This is a genomic window from Micromonospora purpureochromogenes, from assembly GCF_900091515.1.
Classification (GTDB): domain Bacteria; phylum Actinomycetota; class Actinomycetes; order Mycobacteriales; family Micromonosporaceae; genus Micromonospora; species Micromonospora purpureochromogenes.
Window position 1 is genome coordinate 436021 of record NZ_LT607410.1, and the last position, 23143, is coordinate 459163.

Below are 23143 nucleotides of genomic sequence, written 5' to 3' on the forward strand. Positions count from 1 at the left end.
CACCGCACCATCCGGCGACGCCCGCCGACCAGCTGGTCGGCGGGCGTCGCCGTCGGACGCGAGCGGCGACACCGGACGCGTCCACCGACTCTTCCGCACCACCTCACGGGAGGAACCCCCCAATGCTCACGCACTCGACCCGGCGCTGGCTCGCCGGGTTGGGCGTCGCAGGCGCGTTCGTCGCCGCCTCCGCCACCCCCGCTTTCGCCGACGAGAAGCCGAAGCTTTCCGTCTACTTCGGCGACACCACGGTCGCTCTCGGCAGTCCGGGCACGACGAACGCGGCGATCGTCTACAGCTCGGCGCCAGTCATTCTGAACAACCTCACTGTCCGCTATGACTACCGCGACCTGCTCGGCAAGGCGACCTTCACCGGCGAGAAGGACAGTTCCACCGACTGCGCCTCGCCGGAGGAGGGTGTGCTCGTCTGCACCGACCCGTTCGAGGTCGGCGTCGAGGACGAGTGGGGTCTGGGTGGCATCGCGGATGTCGTCATCGCCGCGACGGACACCGCCAAGGAGGGCGACACCGGCGCGGTCAAGGTCAGCCTCAGCGCCGACGGCTATGACGCCGTCCAGTGGGAGGCAGAGGTCCGCGTGGGCGAGGGGGTCGACATTGCGGCGAGCGAGGGAGTGGAGGTCTCTGGTGCGCCCGGCGCCTCCTTCACCGCACCGCTGCAGGTCAGCAACGCGGGCGAGACGAGCGTCAAGGGCCTTGGGGCGATCTTCTTCAACGACCACGCCATCCGGTCAGCCACCCGCTACAGCAACTGCACCTACGACGCGGACCGGCTGCGTAGCTGCCAGTTCGACCAGGAGTTGGCACCGGGCAGCAGCTACGAGGCGACGCTGTCCTACCAGATCGGCAAGGACGCCTTCGCCCCGGGTTTCGCCTACGGCGAGATCAGCTGGCAGACCACCGCCGAGCTGGAGGACTTCAAGTCGTACCTGACCAGCCACGGCTACGAACTGGGCAAGCCCGGTGACGGACCGGTGCTGACCTTGCAGACGGCTCGAGCGCTGCGGGGCGTCCAGGCCGACACAAACCCGGAGAACAACTGGTCCTCTCTAGCCCTGAAGGTGACCGGCAAGAACGGCGCCGATCTCGCCGCGGTCGGCGACTCGGTCCAGGGAGAGGCTGGCGACCTCGTGCACGCCACGATCGGCGTGAAGAACAACGGGCCGGCAGCGCTGGACTTCAGCCGAGGCGGCAGCCCGGTAACGAAGATCGACGTGACGGTTCCCGCCGGTACGACCGCGGTCGAGGTGCCCGAGGTCTGCGTGCCCTTCGATGGCGAGCGGGGGGACTGGGAGAACGCCGGCAAGGCGGGAGCGAAGGCGTACCGCTGCTGGCCGGACGTCTTCATCGGCCTCGACGAGGAGCAGACCGTCGAGTTCGGCTTGCGGATCGACAAGGTTGTTCCGAACGCTGCCGGCACCGTCACCATCAATGCCAAGTGCGAGTGCGAAGGTGGGCTCGACGCTGACCTGAACAAGGCCAACGACACCGCGAAGCTGCTGGTGAACGCGACCGGCGGCAACGGCGGTGGCGGTGATGGCGGCACGCTGCCGATCACCGGCGAGTCCACCGCGCTGGTCGCCGGCATCGGCGGCCTCCTGCTGGCGGCCGGCGTCGGCGGCTACGTGGTGGCCCGCCGCCGCAAGACCCGCTTCGTCGCCTGATCCCACCCGCACCATCCGGCGCCCCGTCGACCACCCGGCCGGCGGGGCGCCGCCGTCTCTCCGCCGACGACGAAAACGGGACGACGCAAGATCGATGCCCCTGACACCATGGTCGGCGTGCTGCTCACCCTGACCACCACCCACCGGCCGGCGACCGACCTCGGGTACCTGCTGGTCAAGCACCCTGACCGGGTCCAGTCGTTCGAGCTGCCGGCGGGCACCGCGCACGTCTTCTACCCCGAGGCGGACGAGGACCGGTGCACCGCCGCCCTGCTGGTCGAGATCGACCCGCAGCGGCTCGGCGTGGGGCGGCGTGGCGGCCGGAAGCAGGCCAGCACCCCGGAGAGCTTCACCCTCGGGCAGTACGTCAACGACCGGGCGTACGCCGCGTCCAGCCTGCTCGCCTCGGCACTGTCCACGGTGTTCCGGTCGGCGCTGCGCGGCGAGTCCCGGGACCGCCCGGAGCTGGCCGGCACCGCCATCCCGCTGGAGGTACGGGTGCCGGTGCTGCGCTGCCGTGGTGGCGCCGACGTGGCCGGGCGGCTCTTCGCCCCGCTGGGCTGGACGGTCACCGCCACCCCGATCCCCCTGGACGAGCAGCACCCCGACTGGGGTGACAGCCGGTACGTCGACCTCGTCCTGACCGGCACCCTCCAGGTCGCCGACGCCCTCAACCACCTGTACGTCCTGCTGCCCGTGCTGGACGACGCGAAGCACTACTGGGTGGCGCCGGACGAGATCGACAAGCTGCTCCGCGCCGGCGCGGGCTGGCTGGCCGACCACCCGGAGCGAGCCCTGATCACCCGTCGCTACCTGGCCCACCGCCGGGCGCTGGCCGGGAAGGCGCTGGCCCGGCTGACCGAGCTGCGCCTCGCCGACGAGCCCCTGCCCGACGACAGCATCGACGAGCCCCCGGCCGACCCGGGACCCGTGGCGGGCGCGCCCGGACCCGACACCGGCACCCCGCAGAGCGAGGCTGGCGCAGCGGGACACGAAGGCGGGGCGACCCGGACGGCGGACGCGGCCGGACCGGGGCGGGCGTCGCTGGCGGTACGGCGGCGCGAGGCGGTGCTCGCCGCCCTGGCGGCCAGCGGCGCGACCCGGGTGCTCGACCTCGGCTGCGGTGGCGGCGCGCTGCTCACCGCCCTGGTCGCCGACCGGCGCTACACGGAGGTCGTCGGCACCGACGTCTCCACCCACGCGCTGACGCTGGCCGCCCGCCGGCTGCGCCTGGACCGGCTGCCGGAGCGGCAGCGCGACCGGATCCGGCTCTGGCAGTCCGCCCTCACCTACCGGGACGACCGGCTGCGCGGCTACGACGCGGCGGTGCTGATGGAGGTGATCGAGCATCTGGACCCGCCCCGGCTGCCGGCGCTGGAGGACGCGGTGCTGGGCCACGCCCGGCCGGGCACCGTGGTGGTGACCACGCCGAACGTCGAGTACAACGTCCGCTACGAGGGGCTGCCGGCGGGGCGGTTCCGGCACGCCGACCACCGCTTCGAGTGGACCCGCGCCGAGTTCGCCGCCTGGATCGGGCGGGTGGCCGCGACGTACGGCTACACCGCCACGATCGGCGGCGTCGGGGAGGAGGACCCGGAGGTGGGTGCCCCGACCCAGATGGCCGTGCTCACCGCAGCGGAAATGGCAACCACCACGACCGACCGGAAGGAGGAGCGCCGATGACCACCCTCGACATCCCCGAGCTGGCCCTGGTGGCGCTGGTCGGCGTCTCCGGATCGGGCAAGTCGACCTTCGCCCGCCGGCACTTCCTGCCCAGCCAGGTGCTCTCCTCGGACATGTTCCGGGCGATGGTCGCCGACGACGAGAACGACCAGTCCGCCTCCGCCGATGCGTTCGAGGCGCTGCACCACATCGCCGCCACCCGGCTGCGTCGGGGCCGGTTGACCGTGGTCGACGCGACCAATCTCCAGTCGCACGCCCGGGCCGCGCTGGTCCGGGTGGCCAGGGAGCACGACGTGCTGCCGGTGGCCATCGTGCTGGACGTGCCGGAGGCGCTGGCCTGGGAGCGGACCCAGGGGCGGACCGACCGGACCTTCGGCCGGCAGGTGCTGACCCGGATGCAGCGTGACCTGCGGCGGACGTACGGGCTGCTGGCCCGGGAGGGCTTCCGCAAGGTGCACGTGCTGCGCGGGGTCGAGGAGATCGCGGCCGCGGAGATCCGGTACGAGAAGCTCTTCAACGACCGGCGGGAGCTGACCGGGCCGTTCGACATCGTCGGTGACGTGCACGGCTGTCGGGAGGAACTGGAGGCGCTGCTGCTCCGGCTCGGCTGGTCGTTGCGGCGCGACGACGCGGGCCGCCCGGTGGACGCGGTGCACCCGGCTGGTCGTACCGCGGTCTTCGTGGGTGACCTGGTGGACCGCGGCCCGGACTCCCCCGGCGTGCTCCGTCTGGTGATGGGGATGGTGGCGGCCGGGCACGCGATCTGCGTGCCGGGCAACCACGAGCAGAAGCTGCTGCGCAAGCTGCGCGGCCGCGACGTGCGGCTCACCCACGGCCTGGCCGAGACGATGGCCCAGCTGGAGTCGGAGCCGGCGGAGTTCGTCGCGGAGGTCTCCGCCTTCGTCGACGGCCTGGTCAGCCACTTCGTGCTGGACGGCGGCCGGCTGGTGGTCGCGCACGCCGGCCTGAAGGAGGCCTACCAGGGCCGCGCGTCCGGCCGGGTCCGCGCGTTCGCGCTCTTCGGGGAGACCACCGGGGAAACCGACGAGTACGGCCTGCCGGTGCGCTACCCGTGGGCGCGCGACTACCGGGGCCCGGCCATGGTCGTGTACGGCCACACGCCGACACCGGAACCGGAGTGGGTGAACAACACCATCTGCATCGACACCGGCTGCGTCTTCGGCGGCCGGCTCACCGCCCTGCGCTACCCGGAGAAGGAACTGGTCGCCGTCCCGGCGGTCAAGGAGTGGTACGCGCCGGTCCGCCCGCTGGTCAGCGCCCCGGCCCGACCGGACACGGTGCTGGACCTGACGGACGTCACCGGCCGCCGGCACCTCGAGCACGCGTACGGGACGCTGACCGTGCCGGCGGAGAACGCCGCCGCCGCGCTGGAGGTGATGAGCCGGTTCGCGGTCGACCCGGGCCGGCTGGTCTGGTTGCCGCCGACCATGGCGCCCTGCTCGACCGCCACCGTCGAGGGCTTCCTGGAGCACCCGGCGCAGGCGTTCGAGGACTACCGGGCGGCGGGCGTGGACCGGGTGGTCTGCGAGGAGAAGCACATGGGCTCGCGGGCGGTGGTGCTGGTGGAGCGGGAGGCCACCGGTGGGCCGTTCGCCGGCGGCGTGGTGCACACCCGCACCGGCCGGCCGTTCTTCGGCGCGCCGCTCGACGAGCAGTTGCTGGCCCGGGTACGCGCGGCGGTGACCGCCGCCGGCCTCTGGGCCGCGCTGGGCACCGACGCGCTGCTGCTCGACTGCGAGCTGCTGCCCTGGTCGGCGAAGGCGGGCGGGCTGATCCGCGAGCAGTACGCCAGCGTCGGCGCGGCCGGCCGGGCGGCGCTGCCGGCGGTGCTCGCCACGCTGGACGCCGCTGCGACCCGGGGGCTGCCGGTGGACGGGCTGCGGGAGCGGATGGCGGCCCGCCGCGCCGAGGTGGACGGGTATTCGGCGGCCTACCGGGCGTACGTGGCGCCGACCGACGGGCTGCGCGGGGTGACCCTGGCGCCGTTCGCGGTGCTGGCGGGCGCGGGCGTGGGCTTCGCCGACCGGGACCACGGCTGGCACCTCGACCTGGTCGACCGGCTCTGCGCGGCCGACCCGGAGTTCTTCACCCCGACCCGGCGGCAGGTGGTCGACCTCGCCGACGCCGCCGCGGTGGCGGCGGCCACCGACTGGTGGCTGGAGCTGACGTCGGCCGGGGGCGAGGGCATGGTGGTCAAGCCGTACGCGGGCCTGGCCGCCCGGTCGGCGCGCGGCTCGCTGCTCCAGGCGGGGATCAAGTGCCGGGGCCGGGAGTACCTGCGGATCATCTACGGCCCGGGCTACACCGCCCCCGACCAGCTCGCCGCGCTGCGCCGCCGTTCGCTGGGCCGCAAGCGGGGCCTGGCCCTGCGCGAGCACGCCCTCGGCCTCGCCGCCCTCGACGCGTTCGCCGACAACGCTCCCCTCTGGCGCCGCCACGAACTCGTCTTCGCCATCCTCGCCTGCGAATCCGAACCCGTCGACCCCCGCCTCTGACCCGCACCCCACCCCACCCCACCCCCGAGACCCGCGCACTTTCGGAGAAAGCGTGGCCATTTCGCGCTCCATGGCCACGCTTTCCGTGAAAGTGCCGGCAAGGGCGGGGGCGGGAGGGGTGGGGCGGGGTGGGGTGGGGGGCGGGTAGCCTGTGTGGCCGTGGACACAGGTGAGAAGAGCCGGGTCGTCGTTGAGACGGTCGCGTTGAATCCGCTCGACCCCAAGGAGCTGTTGCAGACCTTCGGGCTGATCGGCGTCTGGGTGATCCTCTTCGCCGAGACCGGCCTGCTGGTCGGCTTCTTCTTCCCGGGCGACTCGCTGCTGTTCCTGGCGGGTGTCGCGGCGTCACCGGTGGCGGACGCGATCTTCGGCAACGGCACCCGGCTCTCCCTGGTCGGGCTGCTGATCGGCGGGCCGATCTGCGCGATCATCGGCGCCCAGGTCGGGCACTGGCTCGGCTCCCGGTACGGCCGGCGGATGTTCGACCGGCCCAACTCCCGCCTCTTCAAGCGGGAGTACGTGGAGAAGGCGGAGCACTACTTCCAGAAGTTCGGCCCGGCGAAGGCCGTGGTGCTGGCCCGGTTCATCCCGATCGTGCGGACGTTCCTCAACCCGGTGGCGGGCGTGCTCGGCATGCCGGCCCGGCAGTTCTTCATCTGGAACGTGGTCGGCGCCGTCCTCTGGGTGGACGGCATCCTGCTGATCGGCTACCTGCTCGCCGAGCAGATCTACGACGCGATCGGCGACAAGATCGACCGGTACATCCTGCCGGTGGTCGCGCTGATCATCCTGATCTCGGTGCTGCCGATCTTCTTCGAGTTCCTGCGGGACCGGAAGGCCCGCAAGCGCGGCGAGGCCGTCGCGGTGGTGGCGGCGGCCAGCGCGGCCGGCGCCGTCGACGCGGTCCGCGACACCATCGAGCACCACCTGCACCACGACCAGCCGCAGCAGCAGCACCCGTACCGGCAGCAGCCGCCGCAGGGCGAGCGGCGCTACCCGGAGGACCACGGCCAGGGCCGCTGACCCCTCGACGACGAACGGCCGGCCCCGGAAGGGACCGGCCGTTCGTGTCACCGTCAGGAGCCGGTGGACGGATCAGCGAGCTGGCTGGTGACAGGCAGGAGTCACCACCCGATGACGCCACCCCTGGTACGTCACCGGACGTCGCCCCGGTCGGGGACGACGCGCGGACACCGGGTCAGCGGGCCTTCTTGGTGGCCCGCTTGCGCGGCGGGGTCAGCAGATCCGCGATCGTGGCGATCGCGGACGGCACCAACCGGTAGTAGGCCCACACACCGCGCTTCTCCCGCTCCAGCAAGCCGGCCTCGGTGAGGATACGCAGGTGGTGGCTGACCGTCGGCTGCGAGAGGCCGAGCGGCGCCGTCAGGTCACAGACGCACGCCTCGCCCTCGGGGGCCGACTGGATCAGGCTGAGCAGCCGGAGCCGGGCGGGGTCGGCAAGGGCCTTGAGGACCCCCGCCAGCCGCTCGGCATCGGCACGTTCGATCGGCTCGCCGGCAAGCGGCGAGATCTGAGGCATGGTCATTTCAGCCAACGCAGTTCCCACGTATTCCATCCTTCCACCAGCAGCATCGATCCGCCTGCATATCAGCAGATCCGAATCGGCAAATTTTTACGCCACAAGGCCGAGGTCAGCCAACGTATAGGCCGCCCGATACGGCAGTCCGGCGGCCCGTACGGCGTCCCCGGCTCCTCGATCAACAATAACCGCCACACCAACGACCTCCGCCCCGGCCTCGCGCAGCGCCTCGACGGCGGTCAACACGCTGCCGCCCGTCGTCGAGGTGTCCTCCACCGCAAGTACCCGCCGACCGGCCACTTCAGGCCCCTCGATCCGCCGTTGCAGACCGTGCGCCTTCCCCGCCTTGCGAACCACGAACGCGTCCAACGGTCGATCGGTCTCCGCCGCGGCGTGCAGCATCGAGATCGCGATCGGATCCGCGCCGAGGGTCAGCCCGCCGACAGCCTCATAGTCCCAGTCCGCGGTCAGCTCGCGCATCACCCGACCGACCAGCGGTGCAGCCTGGTGATGCAGCGTGACGCGGCGCAGATCGACGTACCAGTCCGCTTCGCGGCCCGAGGAGAGCACCACCCGGCCGTGGACCACAGCCAGATCGGAGATGAATTTACGCAGGTCGTCGCGGTGCCCCATGGCGATAGAGGGTACTGCGCGAGTCTGTACGCCGGATGTGGGGTCCACCCGGGTCAGCCTCGTGGGCGACCGATGGGTGGCGATGGACGGCTACGCTGTGCGACCACGCTGGAATCCCGTACCCTGCCGGCGCCACCGTGACGGCACCGGCCGAGGGTCGCGGGGTCAGCCGTCGGTCGGCTCGACCCGCCCCCGGCGGTCCCGGTAGGCCATCCGCAGCAACCGGCGCGGCGCGTGCCGCAGGCCGGCCACGGCGAGCTTGTACTTCCAGTCCGGGACGCTGATCTGCTTGCCTTTGCGCAGGTCACGCAGGGCGCCGTCGACCACGTCGTCGGCCCGCAGCCACATCCAGCGGGGCGTGCCGGACATGTCGATGCCGTTGCGCTCGTGGTAGCCGGTGGCGGTGTAACCGGGGCAGAGGGCCATCACCCGTACGCCGAGCGGGCGCACCGACAGGTCGACGGATTCGCTGAAGCTCGTCACCCACGCCTTGCTGGCCGGGTACGTCGAGCCGGGCATCACCGGACCGAAACCGGCGACGGAAGAGACATTTATCACTATCCCGTTTCGTCGATCCGTCATCGGACGGAGGGCGGCGAGGGTAAGCCGCATGACGGCGTGCACGTTGAGCCGCAGCAACCGCGCCTCGTCCGCGACGGTGGACCGCAGGAACGGCCGGTTGAGGCTGAGCCCGGCGTTGTTGACGAGCAGCCCGATGGGGGCGGTGGCGTCGGTCAGCCGCCGTTCCACCGCCGCGCATCCGTCGTCGGTGGACAGGTCGGCGGGCAGCGTCTCCACCCGGTGACCGTGCCGGGCGGTCAGGTCGGCGGCCACCTCGGCGAGCCGGGTGGCGTCCCGGGCGACCAGCACCAGCTGCCACCCGTCGGCGGCGAGCCGGCGGGCGAACGCCTCGCCGATGCCGGCGGTGGCGCCGGTGACCAGCGCCCGTCGTTCGGTGGCCGGGGGAACGGAGGTCACGGGCGCTCCTCAGCGGGACGGCGGCGGAGCCTGCGGTGGCGGGTACGGGCCGTACGGAACCGGCGCCGGTGGCGGGGGCGGCGTCGGCCGGGCGCGGCCGAACCAGCCGTTCGCGGCGGGCAGCGCCAGCAGCACGGCCACCACAAGGTAGCCGAGCACCTGGCCCACCGAAAGGGCCCCGTTCAGCGGGAGCCACCAGGACGGGTAGGCGTCGCCGAGCAGGCCCAACAGCTCGACCGTGCTCTGCTCGTCGGTCCGCAGCGGGCCGGCCCGCTGACCGACCAGCGCGGCCAGGCCGCAGCAGCCGCAGAGCAGCCCCAGCCCGGCGACCACCCAGGTCGCCACCCGGGCGCCCCGGCGGCCGGCGAGCAGGCCGGCGGCGAGACCGATCAGGAGCAGGCCGACCAGGACGGTGAGCACCGCCGAGAGGATCGTGGTGACCCGCAGCAGGGTGACCACGCCGTCGACGTCGTCGGGGCCCGCGGTCGTACCGGCGGCGGCCGACCGGAGCCGGTCCACCGTGCCGCCGAGGGCGAGCAGCGCCGCGACGGCGTACGCCCCGGCGGCGAGGGCCATCAGCCCGAGCACCGCCGCGGCCAGCGTGACGGCGGCGGGCCGACGCGCCGGGGCCTGATCCGGGTACGACACGACGATTCCCTCCGGTAGGCGTCGGCTTGCAACCTACTCGGAGGGAATCGTCGGCGTCGCTCGTACTCGCCCGTCAGCTGCCGGTCGGGCGGGTCGGGTCGGACGGCGGGACATCCCCGCCCGGCCGGTCCTGCGCCGGTCCACCCTGCTCCGGCTGGCCGGCCGGCGGCGTGGCGGGCGCGTCCGACGACGGCGCCGAGGGCGGCGCGGAGGACGGGGCCGACGGCGGCTGCCACGGCGAGGCGGCCGGCGGCTGGTCCGGCGCGGCCGGGTAGCCGGGTGCCGGCGGGTAACCGGGCTGGCCGGGGCTCGATGGCTGGCCCGGTTGCACGGGCGGGTAGCCCGCCTGGGGGTAGCCCGGGGTGGCCGGGTAGCCGGGGGTCGCCGGGTAGCTCGGCTGGCCGGGGTAGGTGGCGCCGGGGACCGGCGGCTCCCAGACCTGCTGCGGCTTGCGGAAGAACTCGTTCGCCTTGGGGAGCGCGAGCAGGATCAGCGCGGTCAGCAGGGCGAGCAGGGCGATCACCGCGAGCAGCGTGGTGACCGGGGCGTACCAGGACGGCAGGGCCTCCTGCAGCCGGCGCTGCACCTCCTCCGCGCTCGGGACGTCACCGTCGGTCGGCGCGCCGCTGCCGGCGGTGAGACCCCCGGCGGCGTTGCTGGCCGTGCCGAGGCCGCAGCAGCAGAACATCAGGCCGCCGAGCACCCAGGTGGTGATCCGGGTGCCGTTCACGCCCCGGTTGTTGAACAGGCCGAGCACGGCGAGCACGATGGCCAGCAGCAGCCCCACGATGGCGCCGCCCAGGCTGAACGCGATGGCGAAGTCCCCCACCCCCTGCACCCCGTTGGCGGAGGTGCCGCGGTATGCCTCGTCCATCACCTTGCGGATGGTGCCGATGGTGGTGAGCGCGATGATCAGGTTGATCACCTGGATGAGCGCGAACAGAATCAGCAGATAGCTGGAAATCGTAACCACAGCCGGCCGGACGCGGGCCGGTGTGTGCTGGGAATCGACCACGATTCTCCTTCCCCTAGATCGCGCCCACACCGTATCCACTCCGGCCCGGCGGCGCGCGCACCAAACAGCCGACGGCCGGCGACGGGGTCAGTAGCCGCGCCACTCCGTGCGGGCGTACTCCAGCACCCTGGGCTGGAGCAATGTGGACGCGGGAACGTCGAGACGGGCCCGATCGGCGGGGAAGGCGGCCGCCGCCCGCAGCACCGACGGGTCGAGGAACCGCAGCGGCGGCCCGTCCGCCGGCAGCTCCAGAGCGGGCGGGGTCAGCCCGGCGGTGGCCAGCAGGAAACCCCAGTCGCCGAAGGAGGGCACGTCCACGTGGTACGGCACGGTGGCGAAGCCGGCCTCGCGTACCGACGCCTCGATGGACCAGTACGACCGGGGCGCGAAGTACGGCGACCCGGACTGCACCGCCAGCCGGCCGCCCTCGGCGAGCGCCGACCGGATCAGCGCGTAGAACTCGACGGTGTAGAGCTTCGCGGTGGCGGTCTCGTCCGGATCGGGCAGGTCGGCCACCACCACGTCGAAGCGTTCCGTGGCGGTACGCAGCCAGCCGAACGCGTCGGTGTTGACCACCCGCACCCGGGGGTCGGCGAACGCGTCCCCGTTGAGCCGGCGCAGCTGCGGCTCGGCGCGGGCCAGCGCCACCACCGCCGGATCCAGGTCCACCACGGTCACCCGGCGGACGTCCGGGTAGCGCAGGATCTCCCGGACGGCGAGCCCGTCGCCGGCCCCGAGCACCAGCACCTCACCGCGCGGGCCGCGCATGGCGGGATGCACCAGTGCCTCGTGGTAGCGGTACTCGTCGACCGAGCTGAACTGGAGATCGCCGTTGAGGTAGAGGCGCAGGTCGGTGTCGGCGTGCCCGACCTCCCGCACCGACCGGGTGAGCACGATCTCCTGGTAGCGGCTGCGCTCGGCGTGCACCACCGGGTCCCGGTAGAGCTGCTGCCGGGCGGTCAGCTCGAAGTCGGCGGCGGTGATCCAGGCGTACGAGAGGCAGAGGGCGACCACGACGGCGCCGGCGGCGAGCGCGGCCCGCGCCCGGCGGCTCAGCTCCGCCCGGAACACCGTGCAGACCAGCGCGAGGCCGGCCACCGCGTTCACCGCGCCGACCACCAGCGCGCCCTTGAGCTGGCCGAAGACCGGCATCAGCAGGAACGGGAAGGCCAGTCCGCCGAGCAGCGCCCCGACGTAGTCGGCGGCGAACAGGTCGGCCACGGCGCTGCCCGCGGACTGTTCCCGGATGCGTTGCAGCATGACCATCAGCAGCGGGATCTCCGCGCCGATCAGCAGGCCGAGCACGAACGCCGTGCCGACCAGCGCCGGGCCGTAGAGGTCCAGCCAGGCGAAGGCGGCGTAGAGGCCGAGCACGGAGAGCCCGCCGAGCAGCGCCAGGGTCAGCTCGACCACGGCGAACGCGGCGGCGGCCCGGGACTGCAACGGCTTCGCGGCGAGCGCGCCGACGCCCATCGCGAAGACCATCACGCCGAGCACGATCGAGGCCTGCCCGACCGCGTCGCCGATCAGGTAGCTGCCGAGCGCGACCAGGGCCAGCTCGTAGACCAGGCCGCAGGCCGCGCAGACGAAGACCGCGAGCAGGACGCCGGCCCGGGCCGCCCGCCAGCGCGCTGGGGCGGCCGGCGCGTCGGTGGTCACGCCCGCTCCGGGGTACGCGTCGCCGCCGGTTCCGCCCCGGGGCGCTGGGCGGGCCCGCCTCCCCGGCGCTGCCGGCGGCGCTGCACCAGCCCGACGGTGACCAGCAGTGCGGTGACCAGCAGCAGTCCGGCGGCGGCGAGCAGGTATCCCCAGCGGTCGCGCCACAGGTCGCTGCCGGGGTCGGGCAGCGGCGACGGTTCCGTCGCGGCCGGGGCCGGGGTGGCGGCCGGCTCGACCGCCCCCGCCTCGACGGCGAGCAGCGGCAGCATCACGGCGGCCCGGGTGATGGCCCAGCCCGGATCGTCGATGAAGACCTTCTCGGTGACCCCGAGCCGCCCCAGGCCGTTCGCGATACGCAGCAGTTCCGCGGCGGAGAAGTCGCTGGATCCGTTGACGTCGACGTAGGCGTTGTCGTCGCTCTCGCTGCTCTCCGACGGGTAGTAGATTCGGACGCTCACCTGCACCCAGCGCGGGCAGGCCGCTTTGTCCTCGACCGCCACCCCGTCGCCGAGGTTGGAGCCGACGCTGACCGGGTCGCCGTAGCCGGAGTAGTCCTTCAGCTCCCAGCCGTAGCAGACGCCCTGGCCGGCCGAGGAGCGCGCCAGGACCGCCACGGTGTCGTCGCGCTCCTGCCCGGTCGGCGGCGGGACCTTGTCCGAGTCGTCGCCGCTGTTGACGATCGCCCCGGCGGTGCAGGCGGCGACAGTGCCCAGCAGGCCCACCCAGATCAGGGCCTGCTTCCACACCGGAATCTCCGCGCTCTTCGCCGGGCTCTTCGCGCCGGTGGTCGCCGAGCGCCCGGCGGCACCCGGCCGCTTCGCGGTGGCCATCAGCTGATCGCGGCGGCGATGATCGCGCCCGTGGCGAGGTGGACGACGGCGGAGACCCAGACCGCGGGGTGCGGCTCCGGGTCGACCAGCAGCTCGCCGAGCCGGCCCGGGGTCGCCGCGTCGAGCAGCAGGAACGCCCCGGCCATGATGAGCAGGCCGAGCAGGCCGTACGCGGCGGCGCCGACCAGGCCGAGGACGAAGTCGTCGGCGCTGGCGGCGATCGCGGCGACCACGATGACGCCCACGCCGGCGAGGTTCGAGGCGAGCAGCAGCGCGGCGTTGCGGTTGCGCTCGGTCCAGATCAGCTCGTGGAGCTTGCCGGGGGTGGCGACGTCGACCAGGGCGTAGCCGACGGCCATCAGGACGACGCCGACCACGCCGTACGCGAGGGTGACCAGCAGGTCCGTGACGAGGGTCTGCACAGGGGACTCCAGGGGGTGTCGTTCGGTCGGACTACTTGCCGGCGCCGGGGCCGCCGCCGCGCACGGTGCTGCCCCGGCCCCAGCCCCAGTGGTTGCCCACCGTGGAGTGGTAGCGGGGGTAGGCGGTGCCGAGACGTTCGAGGAGGATCACCGAGCCGGTGGCGACCGGCAGGATGACCACCGAGTCGTCGTCGTAGCGCAGGTAGACGCCGCTGCCGTCGACGTACTGGTCGGCCGGCTGCCAGGCGTCGGTCACGTCCTTCGCCACCTGACTGGGCGCCTTGTCGGAGGTGTAGGCGATCGCGTCCCGCCCGATGTCCTGGCCGGTCGCCCGGTGGTAGTGGTCCTGCACGTAGCCGCGCGGCGAGAAGTTGCCGTAGAAGATCGCGAAGGCGGCGACCAGGGCGCCGACGACGGCGAACCCCACCCCCACCACGAACCAGCGCCGGTACGTCATCGCAGTGCCACCACCGTCTCGGTCAGGACCAGCTCGTTGGTCTGGGGATACGCGTGCCAGGTGCGCCAGCCGACCGACCCGTCCGGCGGATCAGGCCGCACGGCGAGCGCGGTGACCGCGTCCGGGTCGCCGGGAAAGACCCCGACCAGCGCGTACGGGTCGTCGGCCAGCTCGGCCCGGAGCGCGGCGACGCGGGCGCGCAGCTCACCGGCGGGCGGCCGGAGCACCGTGGCGGTGAACCGGTAGCCGTTGGGATCGTCGTGCAGCGTGCCGGGCAGGTGCGGCGGCCGCCCCGGCAGGCAGGCCACCGTCTCGGTGAGCCCACCGAGGACGACCTGGTGGGAGGCGCCGAGCAGGCGCAGCCGCAGCCGGACGCCGCCGGGCAGGTCGACCTCGCGGACGGCCAGGGCCGGCAGCTCGGGGCCGCCGAGGGCCAGGCCGAGGTCGGCGGCGCTGGTGTCGACGTACGGGGTGTCGATGCGGACCAGCACGCTCAGCCCACCTTGTCCGGGCCGGCCTGCGGGTAGACCATCACCTCGGAGCGGTGCAGCGGCTCACCGACGGCCACCTCCCAGCCGGCCTCCCCGTACGCCTCGAAGGCCAGCCGGGCCCCGCCCTGCGCCCGGTAGTCGTGGTAGCGGACGGTGCCCGTCGGGTCGAGGCCGGTGGTGCCGGTGGCCGAGTAGCGGGCCTGCCCCGACTCCTCCCAGGAGTAGCGGCGGCCGGCGAAGTCCAGCGTGGGCGCGCCCGGGGTGACGGTGGCGCCCGGTTCGGCCTTCCAGAGCACCAGCTCCAGGTCCGGGTCCTCCTCGACGGAGAGCCACCGCTTGGCCCCACCGGCGTCGTCCAGCAGGTGCTCGGCCCAGCTCCAGGCACCCTCGACCAGGTGCACCGAGCCACGGATCGCGTACGGCACCTGCCGGATCTCGACGATGTCGCCCGGCTTGAGCCTGCGCGGGTCACCCCGGAGCGCGTCCGCGTCGGTGTCCCGGAAGGGATCGCCCGGTGCCGCCGGCCCGGTCCTCTTCCGCTGCCGATTCCGTTGCCGGGCGAGGGCGACCACGGCGATCACCACCCCGGCGACCCCGACCAGACACCCCACCGCCGCCACCAGGTACGCCACCGAACCGTCCACCCCGACCGCCTCCCCACGCGTCGGCGGAGACGGTAACAACCCCGCGCACCTGGGGAAACACGTCCGGCTTGAGTGATCGACCAGTCACTTAGCGTCCGGTGCGGAGGGGTTGGCCGCGCCGCCCAGGTCAGCTCCCCGGCGGCGGTCCGGCGTCCGGTGCCTGCGGCCCCTGCGGTGCCTGCGACGCGTCCGGTGCCGCCGGCGGCGGGGTGGCGGGATCGGGCTCAGTCGGCGTGGCCGGCATGGGCTGGGGCGGCATCGGCAGCGTGGCGGGCTGGGCCGGCTCGGCCGGCATGGGCTGGGACGCAGCCGGCATGGGCTGGGACGCAGCCGGCATGGGCTGGGACGCAGCCGGCATGGGCGCGGCCGGCATGGGTAGCGGCGGCAGGCCGTGGGCGCGCGGGTCGGGGCAGAGCATGTAGCCGGGCGGCAGCAGGAAGGCGGGCGGGTAGGTCGGGTCGAGCGGTGCCCGGCGGGCCTGCTCGGCGGCGCGGGGCACGAACCAGCGGTGCACCGACGGCAGCGCCAGCAGCACCACCGCGGTCAGCGTCAGGCCGACGACCAGCAGCGTCCCGAGGCTGCCGGCGCCGAAGAGGACGTCGCCCGCCGGATCGGACCCGTCGCCGTAGAGCTCCCGCATGAACCCCGACTCCTCCGGCATGAACTCGGCCGGGATGTCGGAGTTCCAGTCCTCCTCGGGGCCGCCGAGGGCGAAGAGGAAGGGGATGAACAGGATCGACAGCCCGCCCTGCGCGCAGGCGGCCAGCAGTTGGAGGCCGCCGGCCACGAAGACCAGGATCCGGGCGACGTTGCTGCCTCGACGTACGCCGCGCGCGGTGGCGAGGAGCCCGGCGGCGAACAGCAACGCGGGCACCCCGAGCACACAGGACATGACGATGTTGCCGACTCGTTCGCCGGAGACCTCGTCCGGATCGGCGTCGGGCACCAGCCGCGCCGCGCGATCGATCTCGCCGTTCCACTCGATCGCCTGCCAGAGCACCAGGCCGAGCAGGGCCAGCAGCACGACGGCGGCGGCGATCTGCATCCAGGAGGCGACGGTGACGGCGGTGGGGCGCGGTGGGCGGGCCGGCGCGCCGGCGTCCTGAGTCATGCGGGGAAGCTACGGGGCGCCGACCGGTTGCCGCAGCCCCGTTCGGCCGGACTCCGGCCTACCTTGCGGCCAGCCTTTCGGTGGCGTACCCGCGCAGGCTGGCGTGGCCCATCACGCAGCCGGTGAAGGTGGTGAACTCGCCCTTGTCGTCGCGCAGCGACGCCCAGGCCTCCCGGGCCGCCGCCGGGTCGACCCGCTCCAGCAGGGTCGCCGCGTACGCCTTCCCGGCCGGCGAGCCGTGTCCGAGCAGCCAGTCGACCTTTTCCCGCGCCTCGTCCGGGTGCGCGTGGAGCGCCTCCTCGACCCGCCGGTACGCCTCCGTCACCGGCAGCAGCGTGCCCGCGATGCCCACCCCGCCGAACGCGAGCGTGTCCGCCCCGGCGAGCTCCTTGACGGCCGCGTCCAGCTCCCGGTCCCTGCTCTTCCCGATCCCGAACATGCCCCCATCCTTTCCCCGTCCCGCCACCCCCCACCCTCCTGATCAAGAGGTTTGCGTCGGCAGGAACGGTTTCGCCGACGCAAACTTCTTGATCACCGGGGCGGGGACGGGCCCGCCGGGGAGGCGGGCCCGCCGTGCGGTGGTGCGGGTGGGTCAGGCCGGGGTGACCGCGAGGGCGTCCTTGGTGTCGGCGAGGTCGACCCGGACGGTGTCGCCGTCGCGGATCTGCCCGGCCAGCAGGGCCTTGGCGAGCTGGTCGCCGATGGCGGTCTGGACCAGGCGGCGCAGCGGGCGCGCGCCGTAGATCGGGTCGTAGCCGTGCTCGGCGAGCCACCCACGGGCCGCCTCGGTGATCTCCAGGCCGAGCCGCCGGTCGGCGAGCCGCCGCCGCATCCGGTTGAGCTGGATGTCGACGATGGAGCGCAGGTCGTCGCCGCGCAGCGCGGCGAAGACCACGATGTCGTCGAGGCGGTTGAGGAACTCCGGCTTGAAGTGCGAGCGGACCACGGCGAGGACCCCCTCGCGGCGCTGCTCCTCGGCCAGCGTCAGGTCGCTGATCACCGACGACCCGAGGTTGGAGGTGAGGATCAGGATCGCGTTGCGGAAGTCCACCGTGCGGCCCTGGCCGTCGGTGAGCCGGCCGTCGTCGAGCACCTGGAGCAGGATGTCGAAGACGTCCGGGTGGGCCTTCTCCACCTCGTCGAGCAGGATCACCGAGTACGGCCGGCGGCGCACCGCCTCGGTGAGCTGGCCGCCCTCCTCGTAGCCGACGTACCCGGGCGGGGCGCCGACCAGGCGGGCGACGGAGTGCTTCTCGCCGTACTCGCTCATGTCGATGCGGACCATGGCCCGCTCGTCGTCGAAGAGGAACTCGGCGAGCGCCTTGGCCAGCTCGGTCTTGCCGACACCGGTCGGGCCGAGGAAGAGGAAGCTGCCGGTCGGGCGGTCCGGGTCGGCGACGCCGGCCCGGGCCCGGCGGACGGCGTCGGAGACCGCGCCCACCGCCTCGGCCTGGCCGACCACCCGGGAGGCCAGCGACTCCTCCATCCGGAGCAGCTTGGCGGTCTCCCCCTCCAGCAGACGGCCGGCGGGGATGCCGGTCCAGGAGGCGACCACCGCGGCGATGTCGTCCGCGCCGACCTCCTCCTTGAGCATCGCGCCGTCGGCCTGGAGCCGGGCCAGCTCCTCCTCGGCCTGCTTCAGTTCGGTCTTGAGCGCCGGGATGCGGCCGTAGCGCAGCTCGGCGGCGCGTTCCAGCTCACCGTCGCGTTCGGCCCGCTCGGCCTCGCCGCCGAGCCGCTCCAGCTCCTCCTTGGCGGTGGAGAGCTTGGTGATGTGGCTCTTCTCCGTCTGCCAGCGCTCGGACAGCGCGGTGAGCTGCTCGCGCTTGTCGGCCAGCTCCTTGCGCAGCCGCTCCAGCCGCTCGGCGGAGGCGGCGTCGGGCTCCTTCGCCAGCGCCATCTCCTCGATCTCCAGCCGGCGTACGGCCCGCTCGATCTCGTCGACCTCCACCGGGCGGGAGTCGATCTCCATGCGGAGCCGGGAGGCCGACTCGTCGACCAGGTCGATCGCCTTGTCCGGCAGGAACCGGTCGGTGATGTAGCGGTCGGAGAGGGTGGCGGCGGCGACCAGCGCGGCGTCGGTGATCCGTACGCCGTGGTGCACCTCGTAGCGCTCCTTGAGGCCGCGCAGGATGCCGATGGTGTCCTCGATCGTCGGCTCGCCGACCAGCACCGGCTGGAAGCGGCGCTCCAGCGCCGGATCCTTCTCGATGTGCTCGCGGTACTCGTCCAGCGTGGTCGCGCCGACCATCCGCAGCTCGCCACGGGCCAGCATCGGCTTGAGCATGTTGCCGGCGTCCATCGAGCCCTCGCCCTTGCCGGCGCCGACGACGGTGTGCAGCTCGTCGAGGAAGGTGATGACCTGGCCGTTCGAGTTCTTGATCTCCTCGAGGACGGACTTCAGCCGCTCCTCGAACTGGCCCCGGTACTGCGCGCCGGCGACCATCGCGCCGAGGTCGAGCGAGACCAGCTTCTTGTCGCGCAGCGACTCCGGTACGTCGCCGGCGACGATCCGCTGGGCCAGCCCCTCGACGATCGCCGTCTTGCCGACGCCCGGCTCGCCGATGAGCACCGGGTTGTTCTTGGTCCGGCGGGACAGCACCTGGATCACCCGGCGGATCTCCGAGTCCCGGCCGATCACCGGGTCGATCTTGCCGTCCCGGGCGCTGGCGGTCAGGTCGACGCCGTACTTGGCGAGGGCCTGGTAGGTCTGCTCGGGGTCGGCGGTGGTGACCCGCCGGTCGCCACCCCGGACGGTCGGGAAGGCGGCCACCAGGTTCTCCTCGGTGGCCCCGACGCCCTTCAGCGCGCCGGAGACCGCGCCACCGACCCGGGCCAGGCCGGCGAGCAGGTGCTCGGTCGAGGTGTACTCGTCGCCGAGCGGCCGGGCGATCTGCTCGGCGGCGCCGATGGCGTTGACGAACTCGCGGGCCAGGGTGGGCTCGGCGATGCTGGAGCCCCGGGCGGCGGGCAGCGCGTCGACCGAGCGCTGGGCGACCCGGCGCAGCTCGGCGGGGTCGGCCCCGACGGCGCGCAGCAGGCCGGCGGCGGTCGAGCCGTCGGTGTCCAGCAGGGCCAGCAGCAGGTGCCAGGGCTCCACGGTGGCGTGACCGCGCTGGTTCGCCAGCGCGACGGCACCGGTGATGGTCTCGCGGCTCTTGGTGGTGAGGCGTTCCGTGTTCATGGGCTCCCCCGGATCGGCGTGTCCACTAGGAAGGACGAAACCAGAGTTGAGCCTATTCCGCTCAACTCCAGGCGTGTGACCCGGCTCACTCGGGTCGTCGCCACCGCCAGTCGAACTCCCCGGCGGCGGGCGGCGGCCCCGGCAGCGGGGGCTCGGTGACGGCGAGGCCGGCCAGCAGCACCGCGAGCTGCCGCCGGCGCAACTGCCGGGTCCGCTCCGGATCGGGTACGCGGATCGCCGCGCACCCCTCCAGCAGCAGCCCGACGTCCTGCACCACCAGGTCGGGTCGGAGCCGACCGGCACCCTGCGCCCGCTCCACCAACGCCGCGGTGAGCTCGTTGGCCCGCGCCGCGTCCCGACCCATCTCGGGCGTCGGGGTGAAGGTACCGGCCAGATGCACGGTCAGCGAGTGCACGTCGGCGTCGACGACGCGCTCCAGGAAGCCGGCGAAGGCGCACCAGTCGTCCGGGTCGCCGGCCGCCTCCTCGGCCGCCTCGATGAACCGCCGCAGGCCGTCGTGGCAGAGCCTGCGCAGCAGGTCCTCCTTGCCGGCGTACCGCCGGTAGAGGGCGCTTATCCCCACGCCGGCGCGCTCGGCGACCGCGGCGATCGGGGCCTTCGGGTCGGCGAGGAAGACCGCGCGGGCGGCCGCCAGGATCACCTCGTCGTTGCGCGCCGCCTGGGCGCGCCTCCCGGCGAGCGGCGGGGTGTCGGTCGGGTTCGGCATGACCCGAGGATAGCAGTGGAACGGATCGTTCCGCTCTGCTATGGTGAAGCGGAACGAAACATTCCGTTCTGAGGAGCAGCGCATGTCCGACACCGCCATCCGCCCGTTCCGCGTCGACATCCCGCAGACCGCCCTCGACGACCTCGCCGACCGGCTCCGCCGAGCCGTCTGGCCCGGGGAACTCCCGGGCGTCGGCGACGCGTACGGCACGACCACCGACCGGGTCCGCGAGCTGGTGACGTACTGGCTGGAGAAGTTCGACTGGCGGGCCGTGGAGGCGCGGCTGAACGCCCACCCGCAGTTCGTCACCGAGATCGACGGCGAGGACATCCACTTCCTGCACGTCCGGTCGTCGCGCACCGACGCCACCCCGGTCGTGCTCACCCACGGCTGGCCCGGCTCGGTGGTGGAGTACCTGGACGTGATCGCCCCGCTCACCGAACCCACCGACCCCACGGCGCCGGCGTTCCACCTGGTCATTCCGTCGCTGCCGGGCTTCGGCTTCTCCGGGCCGACCCGCAGCCCCGGCTGGAACCGGTACCGCACCGCCCGGGCCTGGGCGGAGCTGATGGCCCGGCTCGGTTACGGCCGCTACGGCGCGGTCGGCAACGACGCCGGCTCGATGATCTCGCCGGAGATCGGCCGCATCGATCCCGAGCACGTGCTCGGCGTCCACGTCACCCAGCTCTTCTCGTTCCCCTCCGGGGACCCGAGCGAGTTCCAGGGGCTCTCCCAGGCCGACCAGGCGGCGCTCGCCCACCTCCAGTGGTTCTTCGAGAACAAGTTCTCCTTCAACCAGGTGCAGAGCCAGCAGCCGCAGACCCTGGCGTTCGCGCTGGCCGATTCGCCGGTCGGCCTGCTCGCCTGGAACGGTCAGCTCTTCGACCGGAGCCTGGCCCCCGACTTCGTGCTCGCCAACGTGGCGATCTACTGGCTCACCGGCACGGCGGCCTCGTCGATGCGGTTCTACTGGGAGGACGCGCACACCACCGAGCACCCGACCGGGCCGACGACGAGCCCGACCGGGCTGGCGATGTTCCCCGGCGACTTCCAGTCGATCCGCCGCTTCGCCGAGCGGGACCACGGGAACATCGTGCGCTGGACGGCGTACCAGGCCGACGTGGAGGGGCGCGGCGATGTGGGCGGGCACTACGCCGCGCACGAGGCGACCGACGTGCTGGTCGCCGACCTCCGGGAGTTCTTCGCCGCGCTCCGCTGAGTCGGCGGCGGGCGTGCGCCCGGTCGGAGATCCCCGACCGGGCGCGCCCGGCCGACCAGGTGCGCATACGGTCGTCCGTCAGTCGCCCTCGACGGTCACCCGCGCCCACCGCCGGTCCGTGCCGACTCCGGTGCCCAGCACCACGTCCGCCGGCCCGCGGGCGAAGACGGTGCCGTCGTCGAGGGTGGTCAGGTAGTGCTCCGGGCCGACCGGCCAGGCGACCGGGGTGTACCGGCCGTCGATCACCGCGCCTGCGCCGTACGGGCCGGTCACCGCGACCCGCCCGGCGCCGATCGGGGCGACCGACACGATGCGGGAGGGGTAGGACTGCGCCGGGACGGACTCCCACCGCCCCTGCCACCGCCAGAGCGCCGGGAAGTCCATCCGGTCCGACCGCTCACCCACCAGCCAGACCTGGCTGTCCGGGGCGACCTGCGCCCGCAGGACGGCAACCGTGCCGTCGGGCGCTGGCACCGGGGTCCGCTGCCAGCTCCGACCCCGGTCCGTGGAGACGGCCGCGTACGGGCCCTCGTCCCCCACCCCCGCCGCCACCAGCAGGTCGGCGGAGGACGCGACGGTGTTCAACCCCGGCACCGGCGGCTGGGCGGCCAGCGGGCGCAGCGCGACGCCGTCCCACTCGCCCACCCGGCCGGTCGCCTCGATCACCTGGAACCGCCCCTGCGCGGCCCGCCAGGCCGGCGGCTCCCCGTCGGTCCGCACGAAGCTCGCGCCACCGTCGGTCGAGGTGTACCAGCCGTGCGGCTCGGCCAGCAGCGTCACCAGTCCCGGCGCGGTGTAGAGCTGCTGGTTGTCGGCCACCGGGCGCGGATGGCGCACCGCCAGCCACGAGCGGCCACCGTCCAGGGTGGAGAAGAGCAGCGCCGGGCAGTTCCGGTCCGGCGGGCCACCGTCGCAGCTGGCGAAGAGCGCCCAGCCGTGCGCGGCGTCGGAGAACTCCACGAACGGGTCGTCGTACCGCTGGGCGACGGCGACCCGGCCGGCGCGTACCTCGTCGAAGCCGGCGGACGGCGGCGGTGCCGGCCCGGGCGCGGCCGTCGGCGCGGCGGACCGGGACGGCGGATCGCGGCGGATGTCCCCGATCGCCGAGCAGGCCACCAGCGCCGGGACGACCAGCAGGGCGACCGCCGGGCGGAGCACTCGATCGATCATGGACGCCTCCTCGGCAGGGTAGCCTTGCCCGGGTGCGAGTACGTGTCGAACAGACTGCCCTACCGGGAATCGGCGTGCGTCACGACCTGGTGACGGAATCCGGTCGCCGGCTCGGAGTGGTGTCCCACCGCAACGGCCGCCGTGACCTCGTCCTGTACGACCCGGACGATCCCGACGCCTGCCAGGCGGACATTCCGCTCACCGACGACGAGGCGGAGGCGCTCGCCGACATCCTCGGCGCGTCGCTGATGCTCGGCCAGCTCTCCGGTCTGCGCGAGCAGGCGGCCGGGCTGCTCACCGAGCAGATCGCCATTCCGGCGGGCTCGAAGTACGTCAACAGGCGGCTGGGCGACACCAAGGCACGCACCCGCACCGGCGCCTCGATCGTGGCGGTGCTCCGCCAGGGCGAGGTGAACGTCTCGCCCGATCCCACCTTCCGCTTCGCGGCCGGTGACGTGGTGGTCGTGGTCGGTACCCGCCAGGGTCTCGACGGAGTGACCGCCATCCTCGCCGACAGTGACCCGGACGGCTGAG

Annotated in this window: 22 protein-coding genes; 6 read left to right on the top strand and 16 right to left on the bottom strand. The window is 73.4% G+C overall.

Annotation, left to right across the window (positions count from 1 at the left end; all coding sequences use genetic code 11):
- Positions 1-122 precede the first annotated feature (122 nt).
- The 4 genes from GA0074696_RS02030 (at position 123) to GA0074696_RS02045 (ending at position 6904) form a co-directional block, all read left to right on the top strand.
- Positions 123-1682, top strand: a complete 1560-nt coding sequence (locus GA0074696_RS02030; RefSeq protein ID WP_088959508.1) for an LPXTG cell wall anchor domain-containing protein — start codon at positions 123-125, stop codon at positions 1680-1682.
- Between the two features lie 117 nt (positions 1683-1799).
- The gene (locus tag GA0074696_RS02035) at positions 1800-3365 is read left to right on the top strand and encodes a 3' terminal RNA ribose 2'-O-methyltransferase Hen1 (RefSeq protein WP_088964308.1); all 1566 of its coding nucleotides are present in this window, start codon (positions 1800-1802) and stop codon (positions 3363-3365) included.
- Positions 3362-5881 (top strand): polynucleotide kinase-phosphatase, encoded by a 2520-nt coding sequence (locus tag GA0074696_RS02040; protein WP_088959509.1) that lies wholly within the window; start codon positions 3362-3364, stop codon positions 5879-5881. The genes GA0074696_RS02035 and GA0074696_RS02040 overlap by 4 nt, the downstream gene beginning before the upstream one ends.
- A 153-nt stretch (positions 5882-6034) precedes the next feature.
- A complete protein-coding gene (locus GA0074696_RS02045; RefSeq protein WP_088959510.1) occupies positions 6035-6904 on the top strand; it encodes a DedA family protein in 870 nt (289 codons plus the stop codon).
- Positions 6905-7079: 175 nt separating this feature from the next.
- Here the strand turns inward: GA0074696_RS02045 and GA0074696_RS02050 are convergent, their stop codons facing one another.
- From GA0074696_RS02050 to GA0074696_RS02120, 15 genes are all read right to left on the bottom strand, one after another.
- Entirely contained in the window at positions 7080-7457 is a 378-nt protein-coding gene (locus GA0074696_RS02050; protein WP_007454255.1) for an ArsR/SmtB family transcription factor, read from the bottom strand.
- Positions 7458-7514: 57 nt separating this feature from the next.
- Positions 7515-8054: an orotate phosphoribosyltransferase gene (pyrE, locus tag GA0074696_RS02055; protein ID WP_088959511.1), complete on the bottom strand. Its 540-nt coding sequence runs from the start codon at positions 8052-8054 to the stop codon at positions 7515-7517.
- Between the two features lie 165 nt (positions 8055-8219).
- Positions 8220-9032 (bottom strand): SDR family NAD(P)-dependent oxidoreductase, encoded by an 813-nt coding sequence (locus tag GA0074696_RS02060; RefSeq protein ID WP_088959512.1) that lies wholly within the window; start codon positions 9030-9032, stop codon positions 8220-8222.
- Between the two features lie 9 nt (positions 9033-9041).
- Complete coding sequence (locus tag GA0074696_RS02065; RefSeq protein WP_088959513.1) at positions 9042-9680, bottom strand: hypothetical protein; 639 nt, start codon at positions 9678-9680, stop codon at positions 9042-9044.
- A 73-nt stretch (positions 9681-9753) separates the two neighbouring features.
- Positions 9754-10653 (bottom strand): hypothetical protein, encoded by a 900-nt coding sequence (locus tag GA0074696_RS02070; protein WP_231925229.1) that lies wholly within the window; start codon positions 10651-10653, stop codon positions 9754-9756.
- Positions 10654-10782: 129 nt separating this feature from the next.
- Entirely contained in the window at positions 10783-12354 is a 1572-nt protein-coding gene (locus tag GA0074696_RS02075) for a polyamine aminopropyltransferase (protein ID WP_088959515.1), read from the bottom strand.
- Positions 12351-13082 (bottom strand): hypothetical protein, encoded by a 732-nt coding sequence (locus GA0074696_RS02080; protein WP_407940588.1) that lies wholly within the window; start codon positions 13080-13082, stop codon positions 12351-12353. Before GA0074696_RS02080 ends, GA0074696_RS02075 begins: the two co-directional genes overlap by 4 nt.
- Positions 13083-13183: 101 nt before the next feature.
- A complete protein-coding gene (locus GA0074696_RS02085; protein WP_088959517.1) occupies positions 13184-13606 on the bottom strand; it encodes a DUF350 domain-containing protein in 423 nt (140 codons plus the stop codon).
- A gap of 31 nt (positions 13607-13637) precedes the next feature.
- The gene (locus GA0074696_RS02090; protein WP_088959518.1) at positions 13638-14063 is read right to left on the bottom strand and encodes a DUF4247 domain-containing protein; all 426 of its coding nucleotides are present in this window, start codon (positions 14061-14063) and stop codon (positions 13638-13640) included.
- Entirely contained in the window at positions 14060-14554 is a 495-nt protein-coding gene (locus GA0074696_RS02095) for a DUF2617 family protein (protein WP_088959519.1), read from the bottom strand. The genes GA0074696_RS02090 and GA0074696_RS02095 overlap by 4 nt, the downstream gene beginning before the upstream one ends.
- A gap of 2 nt (positions 14555-14556) precedes the next feature.
- Positions 14557-15198 carry a DUF4178 domain-containing protein gene (locus tag GA0074696_RS02100; RefSeq protein ID WP_088959520.1) on the bottom strand — a complete coding sequence of 214 codons (642 nt, stop codon included), beginning with the start codon at positions 15196-15198 and terminating at the stop codon, positions 14557-14559.
- Positions 15199-15325: 127 nt separating this feature from the next.
- On the bottom strand, positions 15326-16309 hold the full coding sequence (locus GA0074696_RS02105) for a hypothetical protein (RefSeq protein WP_088959521.1): 984 nt from the start codon (positions 16307-16309) through the stop codon (positions 15326-15328).
- Between the two features lie 58 nt (positions 16310-16367).
- The gene (locus tag GA0074696_RS02110; protein ID WP_088959522.1) at positions 16368-16748 is read right to left on the bottom strand and encodes a hypothetical protein; all 381 of its coding nucleotides are present in this window, start codon (positions 16746-16748) and stop codon (positions 16368-16370) included.
- A 153-nt stretch (positions 16749-16901) separates the two neighbouring features.
- Positions 16902-19493, bottom strand: coding sequence for an ATP-dependent chaperone ClpB (clpB, locus tag GA0074696_RS02115; RefSeq protein ID WP_088959523.1), 2592 nt, complete (start codon positions 19491-19493; stop codon positions 16902-16904).
- 85 nt (positions 19494-19578) lie between these two features.
- The gene (locus tag GA0074696_RS02120; RefSeq protein WP_088959524.1) at positions 19579-20220 is read right to left on the bottom strand and encodes a TetR/AcrR family transcriptional regulator; all 642 of its coding nucleotides are present in this window, start codon (positions 20218-20220) and stop codon (positions 19579-19581) included.
- Positions 20221-20302: 82 nt separating this feature from the next.
- On the opposite strand from GA0074696_RS02120, the gene GA0074696_RS02125 reads away from it, so the two are divergent.
- A complete protein-coding gene (locus GA0074696_RS02125; protein WP_088959525.1) occupies positions 20303-21439 on the top strand; it encodes an epoxide hydrolase family protein in 1137 nt (378 codons plus the stop codon).
- Positions 21440-21517: 78 nt separating this feature from the next.
- Here GA0074696_RS02125 and GA0074696_RS02130 read toward each other — a convergent pair whose 3' ends face one another.
- The gene (locus GA0074696_RS02130) at positions 21518-22609 is read right to left on the bottom strand and encodes a beta propeller repeat protein (protein ID WP_088959526.1); all 1092 of its coding nucleotides are present in this window, start codon (positions 22607-22609) and stop codon (positions 21518-21520) included.
- A gap of 32 nt (positions 22610-22641) precedes the next feature.
- Here GA0074696_RS02130 and GA0074696_RS02135 point away from each other — a divergent pair, with 32 nt between their 5' ends.
- Positions 22642-23142, top strand: coding sequence for a cation:proton antiporter regulatory subunit (locus tag GA0074696_RS02135; protein ID WP_088959527.1), 501 nt, complete (start codon positions 22642-22644; stop codon positions 23140-23142).
- Position 23143 lies beyond the last annotated feature (1 nt).

Excerpts from the sequence above, each read along its gene's own strand:
- GA0074696_RS02110 (WP_088959522.1), bottom strand. The coding sequence starts at position 16,748 with ATGTTCGGGATCGGGAAGAGCAGGGACCGGGAGCTGGACGCGGCCGTC.
- pyrE (WP_088959511.1), bottom strand. The coding sequence starts at position 8,054 with ATGGGGCACCGCGACGACCTGCGTAAATTCATCTCCGATCTGGCTGTG.
- GA0074696_RS02050 (WP_007454255.1), bottom strand. The coding sequence starts at position 7,457 with ATGGAATACGTGGGAACTGCGTTGGCTGAAATGACCATGCCTCAGATC.
- GA0074696_RS02090 (WP_088959518.1), bottom strand. The coding sequence starts at position 14,063 with ATGACGTACCGGCGCTGGTTCGTGGTGGGGGTGGGGTTCGCCGTCGTC.
- GA0074696_RS02120 (WP_088959524.1), bottom strand. The coding sequence starts at position 20,220 with ATGCCGAACCCGACCGACACCCCGCCGCTCGCCGGGAGGCGCGCCCAG.
- GA0074696_RS02030 (WP_088959508.1), top strand. The coding sequence starts at position 123 with ATGCTCACGCACTCGACCCGGCGCTGGCTCGCCGGGTTGGGCGTCGCA.
- clpB (WP_088959523.1), bottom strand. The coding sequence starts at position 19,493 with ATGAACACGGAACGCCTCACCACCAAGAGCCGCGAGACCATCACCGGT.
- GA0074696_RS02040 (WP_088959509.1), top strand. The coding sequence starts at position 3,362 with ATGACCACCCTCGACATCCCCGAGCTGGCCCTGGTGGCGCTGGTCGGC.
- GA0074696_RS02125 (WP_088959525.1), top strand. The coding sequence starts at position 20,303 with ATGTCCGACACCGCCATCCGCCCGTTCCGCGTCGACATCCCGCAGACC.
- GA0074696_RS02105 (WP_088959521.1), bottom strand. The coding sequence starts at position 16,309 with ATGACTCAGGACGCCGGCGCGCCGGCCCGCCCACCGCGCCCCACCGCC.
- GA0074696_RS02130 (WP_088959526.1), bottom strand. The coding sequence starts at position 22,609 with ATGATCGATCGAGTGCTCCGCCCGGCGGTCGCCCTGCTGGTCGTCCCG.